We start from the raw sequence: 18,279 nt of genomic DNA, 5'->3' as shown, positions 1-18,279 counted from the left end.
ACGCCGGGCGCCCGCGCGTCCCGCTGAACCGGCGATCGGAGCAGCACCTCGTGCGCCCCGGCCGCCCTACCGGCACGCTGGCCTCATGGCCACCGATCACCCCGTCGCAGTCCTCCCGCCCACCGCGGACGGTGGTCGGCGCGTCCGCATCGACGGCCGGTACGTCGGCATCGCCTACCGGCTGCTCGACGTCACGGCGTTCCTCCAGGAGGCCGGGTTGCAGGACTGGGACGAGATGGACGTCGTGCAGTCCTCGCTGATCGACTGGCAGGGCGGCGGTCCCGAGGTGTGGGAGGGCTGACACGGCGTTCACCGGCCCGTCAGTCCCCTGACGCCGTCCAGCCGGATGCCGTGATGCGGGCCGCGTCCGCCGGGCGGGCCTCGTCGAACAGGACGCCGTCCGGGTCCGCGACCCGCAGGCCGTCCACATAGGCGCCCCGGCCCACGTACAGCCGGTCCGTGGCGTACCGCCAGCGCAGGGCCAGTTGCCGTGCGGCCGGGAGGTCCGCGGTCAGGCGGTGCCAGACGCGGCCGGACCAGCCGGTGACCGTTCCCGCCGGGCGCTCCTGGAGTTCCCCGCCGGGGAGTGCGGTGGTGAAGGGCACCGGCTGCCAGGTCGCCCCGCCGTCCGCGCTGGCCTCCAGGACGAGGGCGTCCGCCTGCGGCTCGGTGTCCCACCACAGGGCGCAGCGCAGCCGGGCCCCGCCCGCCGAGGTGTCCAGCGCGGGCAGCGCGAGGGTGGCGGTGGCGGAGGCGGTCATGCCGGAGAACCAGGCGGTACGGCCATGGCGTGGGCGGACCGGGACGGCCCGCGCCAGGTTGTTGGCGGCGGCCACCCGGGGCGCCGACCCGGACCGCCAACTGCGCACCGGGTGCACCGAGTTGCCGAGCACCACCAGGAACGAGTCGGTCGTCGGGTCGAGGACCAGCGAGGTGCCGGTGAACCCGGTGTGGCCCGCGGTGCGCGGCGTGGCCATCGCGCCCATGTACCAGTGCTGGTAGAGCTCGAAGCCGAGACCGTGCTCGTCGCCGGGGAAGGCGGTGTTGAAGTCGGTGAACATCAGCTCCACCGACTCCGGGTCGAGGATCCGCGTCCGGCCGTAGGTGCCGCCGTTGAGCAGCGTCCGGCCGAGCACCGCCAGGTCCCAGGCGCAGGAGAAGACGCCCGCGTGCCCGGCGACCCCGCCGAGGCCGAAGGCGTTCTCGTCGTGCACCTCTCCCCACACCAGGCCCCGGTCCAGCCCCGACCAGGGCTTGCGGGCGTCCTCCGTGGCGGCGATCCCGGGTTTCCAGGAGGCGGGTGGGTTGTAGCGGGTGCGGTCCATGCCGAGCGGACCGGTGACGTCGTCGTGGAGCAGGACGTCCAGCGGGCGGCCGGTGATCTCCTCCAGGACGAGCTGGAGCGAGATCAGGTTCAGGTCGGAGTACAGGTATCGGGTGCCCGGCGGATTCAGCGGGGCCTCGTTCCAGATGAGCCGGAGCTTGTCCTCGTAGGTGGGCGCGTTGTAGAGGGGAATCCAGGCGCGGAAGCCCGAGGTGTGCGTCAGGAGTTGACGGATCGTCATCTCGCTCTTGCCCGCCGAGCCGAACTCCGGCAGGTAGGAGGCCACCTTCGCCTCCAGCTCCAGCGCGCCCCGCTCGATCTGCTGCACGGCGAGCATCGAGGTGAACAGCTTGGACACCGAGGCGAGATCGAAGACGGTGTCCTCGGCCATCGGGATCTGCCGGTCGGCGGGGAACTCGACGCCGGTGTCGGTCTTCTCGTCGTACGCGGAGTAGCGCACCGCCATCCCGATCGGCTCGTGCAGCGCCACGGTGCCGCCCCGCCCGGCGAGCAGCACGGCGCCCGCGTACCAGGGGTGCTTGGGGGAGGGGCCGAGGAAGGCGCGGGCGTCGGTGACGAGTTGGCGGAGGTGGGCGGGGAGGAGTCCGGCCCGCTCGGGTGAGCCGTACCGCAGGGTGCTGCGGCCGGTGGACGCGGCCGCCGGTCCCGCCGGGAAGGGGACGAGGGCCAGGGCGCCGCCCAGGGCCAGGGCTCTTCGGGCCAGTTGACGCCGGGTCAGGCCGTGTCGGTCGTCGGTCATCGGGTTCCTCCCGCGAGTCCGCCTGAAAGTATCTTTCCGGGATCACCGTGCGCGCTGAAACTTTCCTGTCAGACGGGGGTCGTGTCAACCAGGCGTTCGGCGCAACAAATCTGACAGTCCATCAGGAAAACTCTTCCGTCCTCCGGAGGACTCCGGCATCCTGCGCCCATGCAGACGGAGCTGAGCAAGCAACTGGGAGTCGAGCACGCCGTCTTCGGGTTCACGCCGTTCCCCGCCGTCGCCGCGGCCATCAGCCGGGCCGGCGGCTTCGGGGTGCTCGGCGCGGTCCGCTACACCGCCCCCGACGAGCTCAAACGCGACCTCGACTGGATCGAGCAGCACATCGACGGCAAGCCCTACGGGCTGGACGTCGTCATGCCCGCGAAGAAGGTGGAAGGGGTCACGGAGGCCGACGTCGAGGCGATGATCCCCGACGAGCACCGCGCGTTCGTCCAGGACACCCTCGCCAAGCACGGCGTGCCCGAGCTGGCCGAGGGCGAGGCGTCCGGCTGGCGGATCACCGGCTGGATGGAGCAGGTCGCCCGCACCCAGCTCGACGTCGCCTTCGACTACCCGATCGCCCTGCTCGCCAACGCCCTCGGCTCACCGCCCGCGGACGTCGTGGACCGGGCCCACGACCAGGACGTCCTGGTCGCCGCCCTCGCGGGCAGCGCCCGGCACGCCCGCAAGCACCAGGAGGCCGGCATCGACATCGTGGTCGCCCAGGGCTACGAGGCCGGCGGCCACACCGGCGAGATCGCCTCCATGGTGCTCACCCCCGAGGTCGTCGAGGCCGTCACCCCGCTGCCCGTGCTGGCCGCCGGCGGCATCGGCAGCGGGGAGCAGGCCGCCGCGGCACTCGCCCTCGGCGCCCAGGGCGTATGGCTGGGCTCCCTGTGGCTGACCACCACGGAGGCCGACCTGCACTCGCGGGCGCTGACCCGCAAGCTCCTCGCCGCGGGCTCCGGTGACACCGTCCGCTCCCGCGCGCTGACCGGCAAACCGGCCCGCCAGTTGCGCACCGAGTGGACCGACGCCTGGGACGACCCGGCCGGACCCGGCACCCTCCCCATGCCCCTCCAGGGGCTCCTCGTGGCCGACGCGGTCTCCCGCATCCAGCGGTACGAGGTCGAACCGCTGCTCGGCACGCCCGTCGGCCAGATCGTCGGCCGGATGAACAGCGAACGCAGCGTCCAGGCCGTCTTCGACGACCTCACCCGGGGTTTCGAGCGGGCGGTGAACCGCATCAACCGCATCGCCGGAAGGAGCGTCCAGTGACCGGCACCCCGCCCGTGGGCTTCTGGGCCCAGGCGACCCAGGATCCCGACCGCACGGTTCTCGTCGCCCCGGACGGCGAGGAGTGGACCGCGGGGCGACTGCACTCCGCCGCCAACCGCTTGGTCCACGGCCTGCGGGCCGCGGGGCTCGAGCGCGGGGACGCCTTCGCGGTCGTCCTCCCCAACGGCGTCGAGTTCCTCACCGCGTATCTCGCCGCCAGCCAGGCCGGGTTCTACCTAGTGCCGGTCAACCACCACTTCGTGGGCCCGGAGATCGCCTGGATCGTCGCCGACTCCGGCGCCAAGGTGCTGATCGCCCACGAACGGTTCACCGAACCGGTCCGCCGAGCGGCCGACGAGGCCGGGCTCCCGGCCACCCACCGGTACGCCGTCGGCACGGTCGCGGGATTCCGGTCGTATGCCGAACTCCTCGCCGGGCAACCGGAGTCACCGCCCGCCGACCGCACCCTCGGCTGGGTCATGAACTACACCTCGGGCACCACGGGACGCCCGCGCGGCATCCGCCGCCCGCTGCCCGGCAAGCTCCCCGAGGAGGCCTACCTCGGCGGTTTCCTCGGCATCTTCGGCATCAAGCCCTACGACGGCAATGTGCACCTCGTCTGCTCCCCGCTGTACCACACGGCGGTCCTGCAGTTCGCGGGCGCGTCCCTGCACATCGGGCACCGACTGGTGCTGATGGACAAGTGGACCCCGGAGGAGATGCTCCGCCTGATGGACACCCACCGGTGCACCCACACCCACATGGTCCCCACCCAGTTCCACCGCCTGCTGGCCCTGCCCGACCCGGTGAAGTCCCGCTACGACGTCTCCGCGATGCGGCACGCCATCCACGGCGCCGCACCCTGCCCCGACCATGTGAAGCGGGCGATGATCGACTGGTGGGGCCACTGCGTGGAGGAGTACTACGCGGCCAGCGAGGGCGGCGGCGCCTTCGCCACGGCGGAGGACTGGCTGAAGAAGCCCGGGACCGTCGGCAAGGCCTGGCCCATCAGCGAACTGGCCGTCTTCGACGACGACGGCAACCGCCTCCCACCGGGCCAACTGGGCACCGTCTACATGAAGATGACCACCGGCGGCTTCGCCTACCACAAGGACGAACACAAGACGAAGAAGAACCGCATAGGCGACTTCTTCACGGTAGGAGACCTCGGCTATCTGGACGAGGACGGCTACCTCTTCCTCCGCGACCGCAAGATCGACATGATCATCTCCGGCGGGGTCAACATCTACCCGGCCGAAATCGAGTCAGCCCTCCTCGCCCACCCCGCGGTCGCCGACGCGGCCGTCTTCGGCGTACCGCACGAGGACTGGGGCGAGGAGGTGAAGGCGGTGATCGAACCGGCCCCAGGCCACGAGCCGGGACCCGACCTCGCCACGACTCTCCTCACCCACTGCGCCGACCACCTGGCCCCCTACAAACGCCCCAAGTCCATCGACTTCACCCCAGAAATGCCCCGCGACCCGAACGGCAAGCTGTACAAGCGGAAGCTGAGGGACCCGTACTGGGAGGGGCGGACGCGGGGGGTGTGATGCCCCAGCCGCGCTGCCGGACAGTCACTCCCCCCGGCTCAAAGGGCGTTGATCCGCCAAGCGACCACGCCGATAGCCCCTTTGGCGCCGTCCACGTCGATCCGCACGAAGTCACCCCCGGTGATGCGCTGCTGCACCACTGACTCATCACAGGGCACTGCCGCCTCCGCACCCGCCTTCGAGGGCACGAACGCCAGTCGCGCGGTCCCGCTGCCGACACACACCAGGTTGAGCCGGTAATCCTTCCCCTCGCTCAGCCCGGGCTCGGTATGGATCCCCTCTCCCACACGCTCCACACCGGCTTCGACCAACGTCCCGCCGCCCTCACCACAGCACACCCGGCGAGCCGGGAACGGTACGTAGGGCAGGTGCGTGGCAACGAGATGATCATTCTCCGCGGGGAACCAGAAAGTCCGAGTGGCTGACGGTCGGGGGCATTCAGGAGACACGAACCGCCGCGACCCAAGCGGGGCCACGGCGGTCCATGTCACCGCCGTACGCGATCAGGCGCCCTCACCGGCGCTCCCGTGCCACCACCCACCGGAGGGACGGTGATGTCAGGATGTCCTTCTCGCAGAAGCGGGACGTCACCCACTTCTCGGCTGAGAACAGCTTCGTCTGGTCGCTGTAGTGGGGCGAGTCGGGGTTCGAGGACTGGGAGTAGGACAGCAGCGTGCGGGCCACCGGGCAGCGGGTGCCGTTCCAGCCGACCGCCTGGATGTAGCTGGAGCCCGTCGTCACCTCCGGGTAGCCGCCCTTCGCCGCGTCCCACACCGGCTCGATCTTGTTCCAGATGCCCAGCGACTCGGTACCGCCCGGGACGGGGATGCGCTTGCCGTCCCGTACGACGAACTGGTGCTCACCGAGGGGGGAGTCGAGCGGGATGCCCGCCGCCCGGAGTTCGGCGACCGCGTCCGCCAGGGCGGTGGTGAAGCCCGGCGCCGCGGTGTTCAGGGTGTTCGGGGTGCCCACCGGGTCGGACGCCGAGAACGGCACCTTCCACAGCTGGGCCGACGGGACCGTGGCCGTCAGCTTGCGCCAGAAGCGGTCGAAGAGCAGGGCGCCCCGGCTGCCGGTGTCGGTCGTGCGGTCCCAGGCGGCCAGGACCGCGCAGGCGGCCGAGACGTCAACCGCCTTGCCGTCACCGGCCGTTGCCGTGCCACCGGGCAGAGCCGCACAGGCCGCCGCCGCGTCCTTCGCCGCCAGATCACCCGCCGGTGCCCGGTTGGCGAACTGCTGCCGCTGAAGATCCCGTACGGTCAGCTCACCGCGGTTCGCCAGCGCCGCGACGTCCTCGATCGCGCCGCGCGTCCGCAACGAGCGCTGCGTGCCGATCGTGCCGAAGACCCGCTCGTACCCCGTCAGCGGCCGGTCCGCGTTGGACAGCCAGGCGCTGTCGTTGGAGTTCTCCGCGTACGGGGCGTCCGTGAGCGTCGGCAGCTTCGCGGGCCCGAAGATCCCCGGCTGCACGGCGTCGGGGTCGGCGCCGAGCGCGCAGGCGCCGCGCGAGCCGTCGAGGATCGCAAGACCCGCGGAGGGGTAGGTGACCTTGCCGAGCGGGGTGGAGCAGGTCTGCGCCAGCTCGTCGGTGATCCGGGGCAGCACCTGCGACTGCGTGAACAGGGTGTGCCCGGAGGAGTCCGCGGCGATGGTGTTCACCCAGGGCAGACCCTGGCTGCGCCGCAGCGAGCCGAGGACGTCCGCGGTGCCGCGGGCCTTGCTGAAGCCGAGCGCGGTGTCGGAGCCGCGCAGATTGACGGCGTTGGGGTCGTGGACGGCGTACGCCGTGGTGGCCGTCCACGGCAGCGGCAGCGCGGCGCCGAGCGAGGTGACGACCGGCCCGTACCGCGTCCACCACTGCGTCCGCGTCACCGGCGCGCCGTCCTTCACCGCCACCGTGACCGTGCGCTGCGTCATGCGCTCCGGCTTCCCGTCGACGAGGTACACCGTCGGATCCGCCGGATCGAGCGTCAACTGGTGGAGGTTGAGCGGGACGCCCGTCGCGACGGTGTGGCTCCAGGCCACATGGGCGTTGTGTCCTATCGAGATCGTCGCGCTGCCGAGCAGCGAACCGCCCGCCACGTTCAGCTCGCCCGGGATGGTCTGCTGCGACTGCCAGAAGCGGCGGCCGCCCTGCCACGGGTAGTGCGGGTTGCCCAGCAGCAGCCCGCGGCCGTTCGCCGTCGTGGCGCCGCTGAAGGCGACGGCGTTGGAGCCCATGTCGGCGGTGTCGGCGGCGAGGAGTTCGCGCGCGGCGCGGGCGGTGTCCTGGGCGTCGGGCGCCGATGCCGCCGCGCCCGTCGGCGGCTGCGCGGCCGTGATGCCGTCCACCGCCCGGCCCTGACCGCCCAGCACCGACAGGGCGAAGCCGCGCGTGGCCACGTCGAGCGTGGTGACCGGGCGCACCCAGGCGGCGCCCTTGCACGCCGGATCGGTGATCTCGTTCTGGCGCAGCCAGGCGTTGTACCCGGCCGCGAAGCCCCGCATCAGCTCCTCCACCTGGCGGCTGGGACCGCGTGGCGCCGGTTCGGCGAGCAGCTTCTCGACCGTCTTCGCCTCCCGCACGCCACGGAAGTACAGATCGCTGGAGAGGTTCCGGGTCGCCGAGGACAGCGAGGAGTCGCTCGCCGCGTCGGGGCCGAAGAAGCGGGAGCGCTCGCCGCGCACGGTCACGAAACCGTCGGCCAGTATGCACACCTGGTCGGCGGCCTGCGCCCATCCGGTGCCGAAGCCGAGGTTCGCGTAATCCTTCGCGAGAATGTGCGGAATGCCGTACTCGGTGTAGCGGATCACGGCCGACAGGCCGCCGTGCGAAGGGTGGTCACGACGGTCCTGGCGGTCGGCCGCGGCCGCCGGCAGTGTGGCCGTGGCGGTGAGCAGGGCCAGGGCCGCGACGGCGAGCCGTCTCGGGCGGATGCGCATCAAGCCTCCCAACGTCTGTGGGCGGGAAGGGGCGGTTGAGCGTACCAACCGGTATGTGTCCAGGGGGGCGTGTCGTCGTCGGCTGTCTTGACCTCCTTTCGGCGGGGGCCGAGGATCACCTGTCATGACGCCCGGACACGGCAGCACGGTCGACGGGGTGCTGCGGCGCAGCGCCCGCCGCACCCCGGCACGCGTCGCGGTGGAGTACCGCGACCGGACATGGACGTACGACGAGTTCGACACGGCCGTCTCCCGCGCGGCGAGCGTCCTGCTCGACCAGGGCCTCGCACCCGGCGACCGGGTCGGCGCCTACGGCCACAACTCCGACGCCTACCTCATCGGCTTCCTCGCCTGCGCCCGCGCCGGGCTCGTCCACGTGCCGGTCAACCAGAACCTCACCGGTGACGACCTGGCCTATCTGGTCGGCCAGTCCGGCAGCACGCTCGTCCTCACCGACCCGGACCTGGCGGACCGACTGCCCGACGGCGTACGGACGTTGCCGCTGCGCGACGCCGAAGGGTCCCTGCTGGGCCTGCTGGACTCGGCCCCCGCGTACGACGGCCCCGAGCCGCGCGGCGAGGACCTGGTGCAGCTGCTGTACACCTCGGGGACGACCGCCCTGCCGAAGGGCGCGATGATGACGCACCGCGCCCTGGTGCACGAGTACCTGAGCGCCATCACCGCGCTCGACCTGGGCGCGGGGGACCGGCCCGCGCACTCCCTGCCGCTGTACCACTCGGCGCAGACGCACGTCTTCCTGCTGCCCTATCTGGCGGTCGGCGCCCGCAACATCATCCTGGACGCGCCCGACGGCGACCGGCTCTTCGACCTGATCGAAGCCGGCCGCGTGGACAGCCTGTTCGCGCCGCCCACGGTCTGGATCGGCCTGGCCAACCGCCCCGACTTCACCACCCGCGACCTCGGCGGTCTGCGCAAGGCGTACTACGGCGCCTCGATCATGCCGGTGCCCGTACTGGAGCGGCTGCGCGAACGGCTGCCGGACCTGGCCTTCTACAACTGCTTCGGCCAGAGCGAGATCGGCCCCCTGGCGACCGTCCTCGCCCCCGACGAGCACGCGGGGCGGATGGACTCCTGCGGCCGGCCGGTGCTCTTCGTCGACGCGCGCGTGGTCGACGAGGACGGCAAGGACGTGCCCGACGGCACGCCCGGCGAGATCGTCTACCGCTCACCGCAGTTGTGCGAGGGGTACTGGGACAAGCCCGAGGAGACCGCCGAGGCCTTCCGCGACGGCTGGTTCCACTCCGGGGACCTGGCCGTGAAGGACCCCGAGGGCTATTTCACGATCGTCGACCGGGTGAAGGACGTCATCAACTCCGGTGGGGTGCTGGTCGCTTCGCGCCAGGTCGAGGACGCGCTCTACACGCATCAGGCGGTGGCCGAGGTGGCGGTGGTGGGGCTGCCCGACGAGCGGTGGATCGAGGCGGTCACCGCCGTCGTCGTCCCGCGCGGGGAGGTCACCGAGGCCGAACTGATCGACCACGCCCGTGAGAAGCTCGCGCACTTCAAGGCGCCCAAGCGGGTGGTCTTCGTGGACGCGCTGCCCCGCAACGCCAGCGGCAAGATTCTGAAGAGGGAGCTGCGGGACCGGTTCGCCGGCTCCTAGGATCGACGCCGTGCCGACCTTCACCGCCTTCGACGGAACCCGCCTCGCGTATCACCGGCAGGGCGAGGGCGAGCCGCTCCTGGTCCTGCCCGGCGGGCCGATGCGCGCCTCCTCCTACCTCGGTGACCTGGGCGGACCGGCCGCCGGGCGCAGCCTGATCCGGCTCGATCTGCGCGGCACCGGGGACTCGGACGTCCCGGCGGATCCGGCGACGTACCGCTGCGACCGGCTCGTGGACGACGTGGAGGCGCTCCGGGCCCACCTGGGCCTGGACCGGATCGACCTGCTGGGCCACTCCGCGGGCGGCAGTCTCGCCATGCTCCACGCCGCCCGCCACCCGGAGCGGGTCCGGCGGCTGGTGCTGGTGACCCCCAACCCGTGGGCCCTCGGCACCCCGGCGACGCCGGAGGACCGCCTCGCGGCGGCGCGGCTGCGCAAGTCGGAGCCCTGGTTCGGGGAGGCGTTCCCGGCCCTGGAGGCCTGGCTGAGGGGCACCGGGGACTTCGTGCCGGAACTCTCGCCCTTCTTCTACGGCCGCTGGGACCGGGCCGCCCAGGAGCACGACGCCCGCGCGGACGAGGAGTACAACGACGAGGCCGCCGGGGTGTACGGCTCCGAGGGCGCCTACGACCCTCCCGCCACCCGGGCGGCCCTCTCCCGGCTGCCCGCGCCCGTCCTCGTCCTGGCCGGTGAACTCGACGGCGCCCCCAACCCCGCCCTGGCCCACCGCACCGGGGACGTCTTCCCGCACGCCGAAGTGGCGGTGCAGCCCGGCGCCGGCCATTTCCCGTGGCTGGACGACCCGGAGTGGTTCGCGCAGCGCGTCGGAAGGTTCCTGGACGGGGCGGGTCGCTCGTAGGACGCCGCCCCGGCCGCGGAACCACCGTCAGCGCCGGGGAGCCGTTTCCGGCCCGTACGCCGTCATGAAGCGGTCCCGGAACTCGTGCATGCCCCACTGGGGGGCGTCCTCGGCCGGCTTGAGGCCGTCCGTCCAGTTCCAGTCGGAGATGCGGTCCAGGACCTTCGGGTCGCGGGCGACGATGGTGATGGGGACGTCCTTGCTGCGGCTGCCCGCGGTGACCGTCGGTACCGGCTGGTGGTCGCCGAGGAAGACCAGGACCGTGTCGTCGTCGCCGTAGCGCTCGACGTACTCGACGAGGCTGCGCAGCGAGTACTCGATGGCGTTGGCGTACTCGGCGCGGACGCTGTCGGGGTCCTTCCAGACCTCCTTGGGGTCCTTGCCCTCCTCCTTGATCCGGTGGAAGACCGAGCCGTCGCCGAGGTCCTCCCAGTCGATCATGCGGGCGACCGGTGCCCAGGGGTTGTGGCTGGAGGCCAGGATGATCTCGGCCATGATCGGCTCACGGTCCTTCTTGCCGCGCTCCAGGCGCTCGAACGCCTCCAGGCTGAACTGGTCCGGCACGGGTGTCCAGCTGAAGTACGGGCCGTGGTAGCCGAGGTGCTCGGAGTCGTAGATGTGGTCCAGGGCGAAGAACTTCCCCTCCGGCCAGGCCCTGCGCACCCCCGGCACGATGCCCACCGTGCGCCACGCACCCGTCTTGCGGAAGTAGCTGCCCAGCGTCGCGCGGTCGCTGGTGGTCAGACTCCGGTACCGCTGCTGGTTCTTGATCCACAGTCCGGACAGGAACGTGGAGTGCGCGAGCCAGCTGCCCGCCCCCGTCACCGGGGACCGGAGCCAGGCGCTGCGCGAGGCGAATCCAGCGGCCTGCAGCCGCTCGGTGCCCTCGTCGAGCACCGTGTCGATCTGCCCTGCCATCGCCGGATCGTCGATCGCGACCCGGCCGTAGCTCTCGACGAAGGTGAACAGCACGTCCTTGCCCCGCAGTCCGGTCAGCAACCGGTCCGGCGGAGTGTCGGCGAAGGCGTCGACGGCCGCCTGCTTCTCGAACACCTCCGCGTCCCGCAGTCCCGCCCGGACCTGCTCGACGCGGTTCTCGACGTAGTCGGCGTTGATCTTCGAGGCGACGGGCACCTCGGTGAACTGCACGCCCAGCGTGACGCAGGTGATCCACGCGGTGCCGAGGATCAGCGTGGTACGGGCGGCGACGGGCCGGTGGCGCACCATCATCGAGGTCAGCCGCAGCAGAGCCAGCGTCATCAGCACCAGCACGGCGATGACTCCCACGATCACCGCCACGATCGCCAGCAGCTCACCGGTGCGGCCGACCGACGTGCGCAGGAACTCGGCGGCGTCGTCGAACAGGATCCAGTCCAGGACCAGGTCGAAGGGGCGGGCCAGCACCGAGTAGAAGCCCATGTCGACGAACTTCAGCACGGTCAGCACACCTAGGAGCGCCCCCGCGGCTCCCGCGCAGATCCGCCGGGCCCGGGGCGGAAGCTGGAGCAGCAGCCCGGCGAGCAGGACGCCCTCGGCGGGGATGCGCACGAACATGTCGACCGACATGCGCTCCAGGCGGTTCGGCAGCAGCAGGGCGAACAGGACCAGGGCGGCGGCCAGCACGGTCGTAGCGACGGACACGCCCCGAGCCACCCGCGGGTACCGCTGCCGCAGACGGAACCGGCCCGGCGCCCCAGGCGGACCGTCCGCGTCCGCGACCTCGGGGACGATCTGCTGACGAGGACGCGTGAACAGCGACACGAAGGACCTTCCTGCGAACCGTGCGCAAACCGGGCGACGGCATGGCGAACCCGCCCCCCACCATCAGTACGCTCGCACGTCCCCTACGGTTCAATCCGCACCGCCCCGGGATTCACCGAATCGGCCCAGCCGGGTCACCGGTCCGCGGCGACCGCCACCGCCCGCGCCCACCGGTAGTCCGCCTTCCCGCTCGGCGAGCGGCGGATGGCGTCCGTGACCACCAGCCGGCGCGGGATCTTGTACCCGGCGAGATGGGACCGGCAGTGGTTCTGGATGTCCTCCAGGGAGGGCCGGCCCGCGCCCGCGCGGAGCTGGACGACGGCCGCCACCCGGTGGCCCCACTTCGCGTCCGGGACCCCGGCGACCAGCGCGTCGTACACGTCCGGATGGGACTTGAGCGCCTGCTCCACCTCTTCCGGGTACACCTTCTCGCCGCCGGTGTTGATGCACTGCGAACCCCGGCCGAGGACGGTCACCACGCCTTCCTCGTCGACGGTCGCCATGTCCCCGAGCAGCACCCACCGCCGCCCGTCCTTCTCGAAGAAGGTCTCCGCGGTCTTCGCCGGGTCGTTGTAGTAGCCGAGCGGTACGTTCCCGCACTGCGCGACCCGGCCCACCTCGCCGACCCCGACCGGCTCGCGCGTGGCCGGATCGACCACCCGGGTACGGGAGTTGACGCGGATGCGGAAGCCGCGCCCGGGACCCGAGTCCTCGGTGGCCGTGCCGTTGAAACCGGACTCCGAGGAGCCGAAGTTGTCCAGCAGCATCACGTTCGGCACCAGTTCCAGGAACTGCCGCCGTACGGTCTCCGACATGATCGCCCCGGACGACGACACGCTGAACAGCGACGAGCAGTCGGTGCCCCGCAGCGGCCCGCCGAGCGCGTCGATGAGCGGCCGCAGCATCGCGTCGCCGACCAGTGACACGCTGGTGACCTTCTCCTTCTCGATCGTGCGCAGTGCCTCCTCGGGCACGAACCGGCGGTGCAGCACGACGCGTTGACCGAAGTTGAAGCCGATGAACGCGGTGAGCGTGGAGGTGCCGTGCATCAGCGGGGGAGCGGGGAAGAAGGTGATCCCGGACCCGCCGGCCGCGACCCGCTCGGCGAGCTCCCCGGGTGTCTTCACCGGCTCACCGGTCGGCGCCCCGCCGCCGAGCCCCGCGAAGAACAGGTCCTCCTGGCGCCACATGACACCCTTGGGCATCCCGGTGGTGCCGCCGGTGTAGATGATGAACTGGTCGTCGCCCGACCGCGCCGGGAACCCCCGCTCCGGTGAACCATCGGCCTCCGCCTGCGTGAAGGAGATGCCGGTGGTGCCGTCCCCCACCCGCACCAGGTGCCGCAGTCGCTCCGCCCGCGGCCGGGCCGCCGCCACCCGGTCCTCGAACTCGGCGTCGAAGACGACCGCCACCAGATCGGCGTCCCGGTAGAGATAGACCAACTCCTCGGCGATGTAGCGGTAGTTGACGTTCACCGGCACGATCCGGGCCTTCAGGCAGCCCAGTACCGTCTGGAGGTACTCGACGCCGTTGTACAGGTGCAGTCCGAGGTGCTCGCCGGGGCGGATCCCGCTGTCCAGCAGATGGTGCCCGATCCGGTTGGCCGCCGCGTCCAGCTCGGCATACGTCAGCCGGCGCTCCGCACCGGTGCCCGGATGGTCGAGGTACACCAGCGCCTCGCGGTCCGGCACCACGTCCACGACCGACTCGAACAGGTCGGCAAGGTTGTACTCCACCGCTCCTCCTGACCTCGCTGTCCCTCGGTTGCCGGTCATCAGAGCAAAGGGCGGCATGACTGGGAAGACTCCGCGCACAACAAATCTGACTGTCTGTCAGAAAACTCTTGAAGTGCTCCGCCGGCTCCTGCAACCTGTTCTCGTTCTCATGAGGGGAGACGGTCGATGAGCGGAACCGAACACCTCACCGTGCGGCGCGAGGGCGCCACACTCGTGCTCACGCTGAACCGGCCCGAGGCCAGGAACGCGCTCTCGCTGCCCATGCTCGTCGGTCTGTACGACGGCTGGATCGAGGCCGACGAGGACGACACCGTCCGCTCCATCGTGCTGACCGGCGCGGGCGGCGCGTTCTGCGCGGGCATGGACCTCAAGGCCCTGGCGGGCAGCGGGATGGCGGGCGAGCGGTACCGGGACCGGCTCACCGCCGACCCCGACCTGCACTGGAAGGCCATGCTGCGCCACCACCGCCCCCGCAAACCGGTGATCGCCGCCGTCGAGGGGCACTGCGTGGCCGGCGGCACCGAGATCCTCCAGGGCACCGACATCCGCGTCGCCGGCGACTCCGCGACCTTCGGCCTCTTCGAGGTCAGGCGGGGCCTGTTCCCGATCGGCGGCTCGACGGTCCGGCTGCCACGCCAGATCCCGCGCACCCACGCCCTGGAAATGCTGCTCACCGGCCGCCCCTACAGCGCCCAGGAGGCCGCCGGCATCGGCCTGATCGGCCATGTCGTCCCCGACGGCACCGCCCTCGCCAAGGCCCTGGAGATCGCCGAACAGATCAACGCCTGCGGCCCGCTCGCCGTCGAGGCCGTCAAGGCGTCGGTGTACGAGACCGCCGAGCTGACCGAGACCGAGGGCCTCGCCGCCGAACTCGAGCGCGGTTGGCCCCTCTTCGACACCGCCGACGCCAAGGAGGGCGCCCGCGCCTTCGCGGAGAAGCGACCGCCCCACTACAAGCGCGCCTGAGGAGCCCCCGTGCCCGAAGTCCTCAAAGCCCCCCTCGTCGTCGAGTTCCCCTTCACCCGCTCCCTCGGCCCCGTGCAGAGCGCCTTCCTCACCGGCCTGCGCGAACGCGTCGTCCTGGGCGTGCGCACCACCGACGGCCGCACCCTCGTCCCGCCCGTCGAGTACGACCCGGTCACCGCCGAGGAGATCCGCGACCTCGTCGAGGTGGCCCCCACCGGCACCGTCACCACCTGGGCCTGGAACCACCAACCCCGCCGCGGCCAGCCCCTGGACACCCCCTTCGCCTGGGTCCTGGTCCGCCTCGACGGCGCCGACACCGCCCTGCTGCACGCCCTCGACGCCCCCGGACCCGACGCCGTCCGCACCGGCCTGCGCGTCCGCGTCCGCTGGGCCGAGGACCGCACCGGCGCCATCACCGACATCGCCTGCTTCGAGCCGTACGACGGAGAAACCGCCCGACCCGGCGGCCACCCGGGCGAGTTCGCGAACATGGTCACCGGCATCGTCGCCCCCGCCCGGCTCGACTACACCTACTCACCCGGCCGCGCGCAGACCGCCTACATCAACGCCCTCGCCGACCGCCGCAACGTCGGCGAACGCTGCCCGTCCTGCCGCAAGGTGTACGTCCCGCCCCGGGGCGCCTGCCCCACCTGCGGGGTCGCCACCACGGAACAGGTCGAGGTCGGCCCGCACGGCACCGTCACCACCTTCTGCATCGTCAACATCAAGGCCAAGAACCTCGACATCGACGTCCCCTACGTCTACGCCCACATCGCCCTCGACGGCGCCGGGCTCGCCCTGCACGGCCGGATCGCCGGCATCCCCTACGACCAGGTCCGCATGGGACTGCGGGTGGAACCGGTATGGACCGAGGGCTCCCGCTACCCCGACCACTACCGGCCCACCGGCGAACCCGACGCGGACTACGACACCTACCGGGAGCTGCTGTGACCCGCGAGATCGCCGTCGTCGCCTTCGCCCAGACCGACCACCGGCGCACCAGCGACGACCTCTCCGAGGTCGAGATGCTGATGCCCGTCCTGCACCGGGTCCTGGACCGGACCGGCCTCAAGACCGCCGACATCGGCTTCACCTGCTCGGGCTCCAGCGACTACCTGGCGGGCCGCGCCTTCTCCTTCACCCTCGCCCTCGACGGCGTCGGCGCCTGGCCGCCGATCTCCGAGTCGCACGTCGAGATGGACGGCGCCTGGGCCCTGTACGAGGCCTGGACCAAACTCCTGACCGGCGACGCGGACACCGCCCTCGTCTACTCCTACGGCAAGTCCTCCCCGGGCCCGCTGCGCGACGTCCTCACCCGCCAGCTCGACCCGTACTACCTGGCCCCCCTGTGGCCGGACTCCGTCGCCCTGGCCGCCCTCCAGGCACAGGCCCTCATCGACGCGGGCGAGACGGACGAACCGCGCCTCGCGGCCATCGCCGCCCGCAGCCGCGCCACCGGCAACCCGCACGCACAGCTCCGGGGCCCGGTGCCGCACGGCGACTATCTCGTACGCCCGCTGCGCACCGGAGACTGCCCGCCCATCGGCGACGGCGCCGCCGCCGTGATCCTCGCCGCCGGGGACCGTGCCCGGGACCTGTGCGCCCGGCCCGCCTGGATCCGCGGGATCGACCACCGCATCGAGGCCCACTCCCTCGGCGTCCGCGACCTCACCGACTCGCCCTCCACCCGCCGCGCCGCCGAGCGGGCCGGCGCCTTCGCCCGGCCCGTCGACACCGCCGAACTGCACGCGCCCTTCACCGCCCAGGAGGTCGTCCTGCGCAAGGCCCTCCGGCTCGACGACAGTGTGCGCGTCAACCCCTCCGGCGGTGCCCTCGCCGCCAACCCGGTCATGGCCGCCGGACTGATCCGCATCGGAGAGGCCGCCGCCGGCATCCACCGGGGCGAGTCCGACCGCGCCCTCGGCCACGCCACCTCCGGCCCCTGCCTGCAACAGAACCTGGTCGCCGTACTGGAAGGGGATCCGCGATGAGCAAGGAACCCGTGGCCGTCGTCGGGATCGGCCAGACCAAGCACGTGGCGGCCCGCCGGGACGTGTCCATCGCCGGGCTGGTGCGCGAGGCGTCCCGAAGGGCCCTGGACGACGCCGAGCTGACCTGGGCCGACATCGACGCCGTGGTCATCGGCAAGGCCCCCGACTTCTTCGAGGGCGTCATGATGCCCGAGCTCTACCTCGCCGACGCGCTCGGCGCCGTGGGCAAACCCATGCTGCGCGTGCACACGGCCGGCTCGGTCGGCGGCTCCACCGCGCTCGTCGCGGCGAACCTCGTCGCCTCCCGCGTCCACGGCACGGTCCTGACCTGCGCCTTCGAGAAGCAGTCCGAGTCCAACGCGATGTGGGGCCTGTCCCTGCCGATCCCCTTCCAGCAGCCCCTGCTCGCCGGCGCCGGCGGCTTCTTCGCCCCGCACGTGCGCGCCTACATGCGCCGCAGCGGCGCCCCCGACACCGTCGGCTCCCTCGTCGCCTACAAGGACCGGCGCAACGCCCTGAAGAACCCCTACGCCCACCTCCACGAGCACGACATCACCCTGGAGAAGGTCCAGGCCTCGCCCATGCTCTGGGACCCCATCCGCTACTCGGAGACCTGCCCCTCCTCCGACGGCGCCTGCGCCATGGTCCTCACCGACCGCGCCGGAGCCGCCCGCGCACCCCGGCCGCCCGCCTGGATGCACGGCGGCGCGATGCGCAGCGAACCCACCCTGTTCGTGGGCAAGGACGCCGTGTCCCCGCAGGCCGGCAAGGACTGCGCCGCCGACGTCTACCGGCAGGCCGGCATCGCCGATCCGCGCCGGGACATCGACGCCGTCGAGATGTACGTGCCGTTCTCCTGGTACGAGCCGATGTGGCTGGAGAACCTCGGCTTCGCCGCCGAGGGCGAGGGCTGGAAGCTCACCGAGTCCGGGGTGACCGAGCTGGACGGCGACCTGCCCGTCAACATGTCGGGCGGCGTCCTGTCGTCCAACCCCATCGGCGCCTCCGGCATGATCCGGTTCGCCGAGGCCGCCCTCCAGGTGCGCGGACAGGCCGGGGAGCACCAGGTGGCGGGCGCCCGCCGGGCACTGGGACACGCCTACGGCGGCGGCTCGCAGTTCTTCGCCATGTGGCTCGTGGGAGCCCGGCCCCCCGACTCCTGAGCGGGCTGCGTGAAGGGTCCCCCTCACGTGGCCTGTTGGCACCCCCGACCGATCGCTAGGCTGGCCGCGGACGACGAACCGGGAGGAGCACGGACGTGGCCGAGAGCACCATCCAGCAGCAGCCGCTCACGGGCTGGGACAAGCCGGAGCTGGACCTCAGCAGCGCCGAATGGCACTCGAGCAGTCGCGGTCTGGGGGACGTCCAGATCGCCTTTGTCGAGGGTTTCATCGCGATGCGCAACAGCGGCCGCCCACAGAGCCCTTCGCTGATCTTCACCCCCGCCGAGTGGGGGGCCTTCGTGTCGGGCGCACGGGAGGGAGAGTTCGACCTCACCTGAGCCACCC

General features: G+C 71.9%; 15 protein-coding genes. 10 read left to right on the top strand and 5 right to left on the bottom strand.

From position 1 onward, the window contains the following. The first annotated feature begins 85 nt into the window (after positions 1-85). Complete coding sequence (locus ACWD11_RS19370) at positions 86-301, top strand: hypothetical protein (RefSeq protein WP_250072661.1); 216 nt, start codon at positions 86-88, stop codon at positions 299-301. A 19-nt stretch (positions 302-320) separates the two neighbouring features. Here the strand turns inward: ACWD11_RS19370 and ACWD11_RS19365 are convergent, their stop codons facing one another. Then, positions 321-2,084, bottom strand: coding sequence for a serine hydrolase (locus ACWD11_RS19365; RefSeq protein WP_451284313.1), 1,764 nt, complete (start codon positions 2,082-2,084; stop codon positions 321-323). A gap of 168 nt (positions 2,085-2,252) precedes the next feature. Between ACWD11_RS19365 and ACWD11_RS19360 the strand changes: the two genes are divergently transcribed. Both ACWD11_RS19360 and ACWD11_RS19355 read left to right on the top strand, forming a co-directional pair. Further along, positions 2,253-3,362: an NAD(P)H-dependent flavin oxidoreductase gene (locus ACWD11_RS19360; RefSeq protein ID WP_451284311.1), complete on the top strand. Its 1,110-nt coding sequence runs from the start codon at positions 2,253-2,255 to the stop codon at positions 3,360-3,362. Continuing rightward, entirely contained in the window at positions 3,359-4,912 is a 1,554-nt protein-coding gene (locus tag ACWD11_RS19355; RefSeq protein WP_451284309.1) for an acyl-CoA synthetase, read from the top strand. Before ACWD11_RS19360 ends, ACWD11_RS19355 begins: the two co-directional genes overlap by 4 nt. 38 nt (positions 4,913-4,950) lie before the next feature. On the opposite strand, the gene ACWD11_RS19350 is transcribed toward ACWD11_RS19355, so the two are convergent. Further along, on the bottom strand, positions 4,951-5,223 hold the full coding sequence (locus ACWD11_RS19350) for a hypothetical protein (protein WP_389417939.1): 273 nt from the start codon (positions 5,221-5,223) through the stop codon (positions 4,951-4,953). Between the two features lie 202 nt (positions 5,224-5,425). Further along, a complete protein-coding gene (locus tag ACWD11_RS19345) occupies positions 5,426-7,834 on the bottom strand; it encodes a penicillin acylase family protein (RefSeq protein ID WP_451284307.1) in 2,409 nt (802 codons plus the stop codon). Between the two features lie 124 nt (positions 7,835-7,958). On the opposite strand from ACWD11_RS19345, the gene ACWD11_RS19340 reads away from it, so the two are divergent. Together ACWD11_RS19340 and ACWD11_RS19335 are read left to right on the top strand one after the other, a co-directional pair. Beyond that, positions 7,959-9,458, top strand: a complete 1,500-nt coding sequence (locus ACWD11_RS19340) for an acyl-CoA synthetase (protein ID WP_389417941.1) — start codon at positions 7,959-7,961, stop codon at positions 9,456-9,458. A 10-nt stretch (positions 9,459-9,468) separates the two neighbouring features. After that, positions 9,469-10,317, top strand: coding sequence for an alpha/beta fold hydrolase (locus tag ACWD11_RS19335; RefSeq protein WP_451284305.1), 849 nt, complete (start codon positions 9,469-9,471; stop codon positions 10,315-10,317). A 27-nt stretch (positions 10,318-10,344) separates the two neighbouring features. Here the strand turns inward: ACWD11_RS19335 and ACWD11_RS19330 are convergent, their stop codons facing one another. After that, the gene (locus tag ACWD11_RS19330; protein ID WP_451284615.1) at positions 10,345-11,883 is read right to left on the bottom strand and encodes a sulfatase; all 1,539 of its coding nucleotides are present in this window, start codon (positions 11,881-11,883) and stop codon (positions 10,345-10,347) included. Between the two features lie 329 nt (positions 11,884-12,212). Further along, positions 12,213-13,814 carry an acyl-CoA synthetase gene (locus ACWD11_RS19325; protein ID WP_389417943.1) on the bottom strand — a complete coding sequence of 534 codons (1,602 nt, stop codon included), beginning with the start codon at positions 13,812-13,814 and terminating at the stop codon, positions 12,213-12,215. 165 nt (positions 13,815-13,979) lie between these two features. Between ACWD11_RS19325 and ACWD11_RS19320 the strand changes: the two genes are divergently transcribed. From ACWD11_RS19320 to ACWD11_RS19300, 5 genes are all read left to right on the top strand, one after another. Beyond that, a complete protein-coding gene (locus tag ACWD11_RS19320) occupies positions 13,980-14,780 on the top strand; it encodes a crotonase/enoyl-CoA hydratase family protein (RefSeq protein ID WP_389417944.1) in 801 nt (266 codons plus the stop codon). 9 nt (positions 14,781-14,789) lie between these two features. Further along, the gene (locus tag ACWD11_RS19315) at positions 14,790-15,731 is read left to right on the top strand and encodes a Zn-ribbon domain-containing OB-fold protein (protein WP_451284302.1); all 942 of its coding nucleotides are present in this window, start codon (positions 14,790-14,792) and stop codon (positions 15,729-15,731) included. Further along, positions 15,728-16,771, top strand: a complete 1,044-nt coding sequence (locus ACWD11_RS19310) for a thiolase domain-containing protein (RefSeq protein ID WP_389417946.1) — start codon at positions 15,728-15,730, stop codon at positions 16,769-16,771. The genes ACWD11_RS19315 and ACWD11_RS19310 overlap by 4 nt, the downstream gene beginning before the upstream one ends. Beyond that, positions 16,768-17,934, top strand: coding sequence for a thiolase domain-containing protein (locus ACWD11_RS19305; protein ID WP_451284300.1), 1,167 nt, complete (start codon positions 16,768-16,770; stop codon positions 17,932-17,934). The genes ACWD11_RS19310 and ACWD11_RS19305 overlap by 4 nt, the downstream gene beginning before the upstream one ends. A gap of 95 nt (positions 17,935-18,029) precedes the next feature. After that, the gene (locus tag ACWD11_RS19300; RefSeq protein WP_250072611.1) at positions 18,030-18,272 is read left to right on the top strand and encodes a DUF397 domain-containing protein; all 243 of its coding nucleotides are present in this window, start codon (positions 18,030-18,032) and stop codon (positions 18,270-18,272) included. The last annotated feature ends 7 nt before the right edge of the window (positions 18,273-18,279 follow it).

The sequence above is a fragment of the Streptomyces sp. NPDC002776 genome (assembly GCF_053592195.1).
Note: the sequence above shows the minus strand (reverse complement) of the source record. Positions and strands in the feature narration are given on the sequence as shown.

Bases quoted from the DNA above. Each gene is read 5' to 3' on its own strand.
- ACWD11_RS19370 (WP_250072661.1), top strand. From the start codon at position 86: ATGGCCACCGATCACCCCGTCGCAGTCCTCCCGCCCACCGCGGACGGT.
- ACWD11_RS19320 (WP_389417944.1), top strand. From the start codon at position 13,980: ATGAGCGGAACCGAACACCTCACCGTGCGGCGCGAGGGCGCCACACTC.
- ACWD11_RS19305 (WP_451284300.1), top strand. From the start codon at position 16,768: ATGAGCAAGGAACCCGTGGCCGTCGTCGGGATCGGCCAGACCAAGCAC.
- ACWD11_RS19365 (WP_451284313.1), bottom strand. From the start codon at position 2,084: ATGACCGACGACCGACACGGCCTGACCCGGCGTCAACTGGCCCGAAGA.
- ACWD11_RS19360 (WP_451284311.1), top strand. From the start codon at position 2,253: ATGCAGACGGAGCTGAGCAAGCAACTGGGAGTCGAGCACGCCGTCTTC.
- ACWD11_RS19340 (WP_389417941.1), top strand. From the start codon at position 7,959: ATGACGCCCGGACACGGCAGCACGGTCGACGGGGTGCTGCGGCGCAGC.
- ACWD11_RS19345 (WP_451284307.1), bottom strand. From the start codon at position 7,834: ATGCGCATCCGCCCGAGACGGCTCGCCGTCGCGGCCCTGGCCCTGCTC.
- ACWD11_RS19330 (WP_451284615.1), bottom strand. From the start codon at position 11,883: ATGTCGGTCGACATGTTCGTGCGCATCCCCGCCGAGGGCGTCCTGCTC.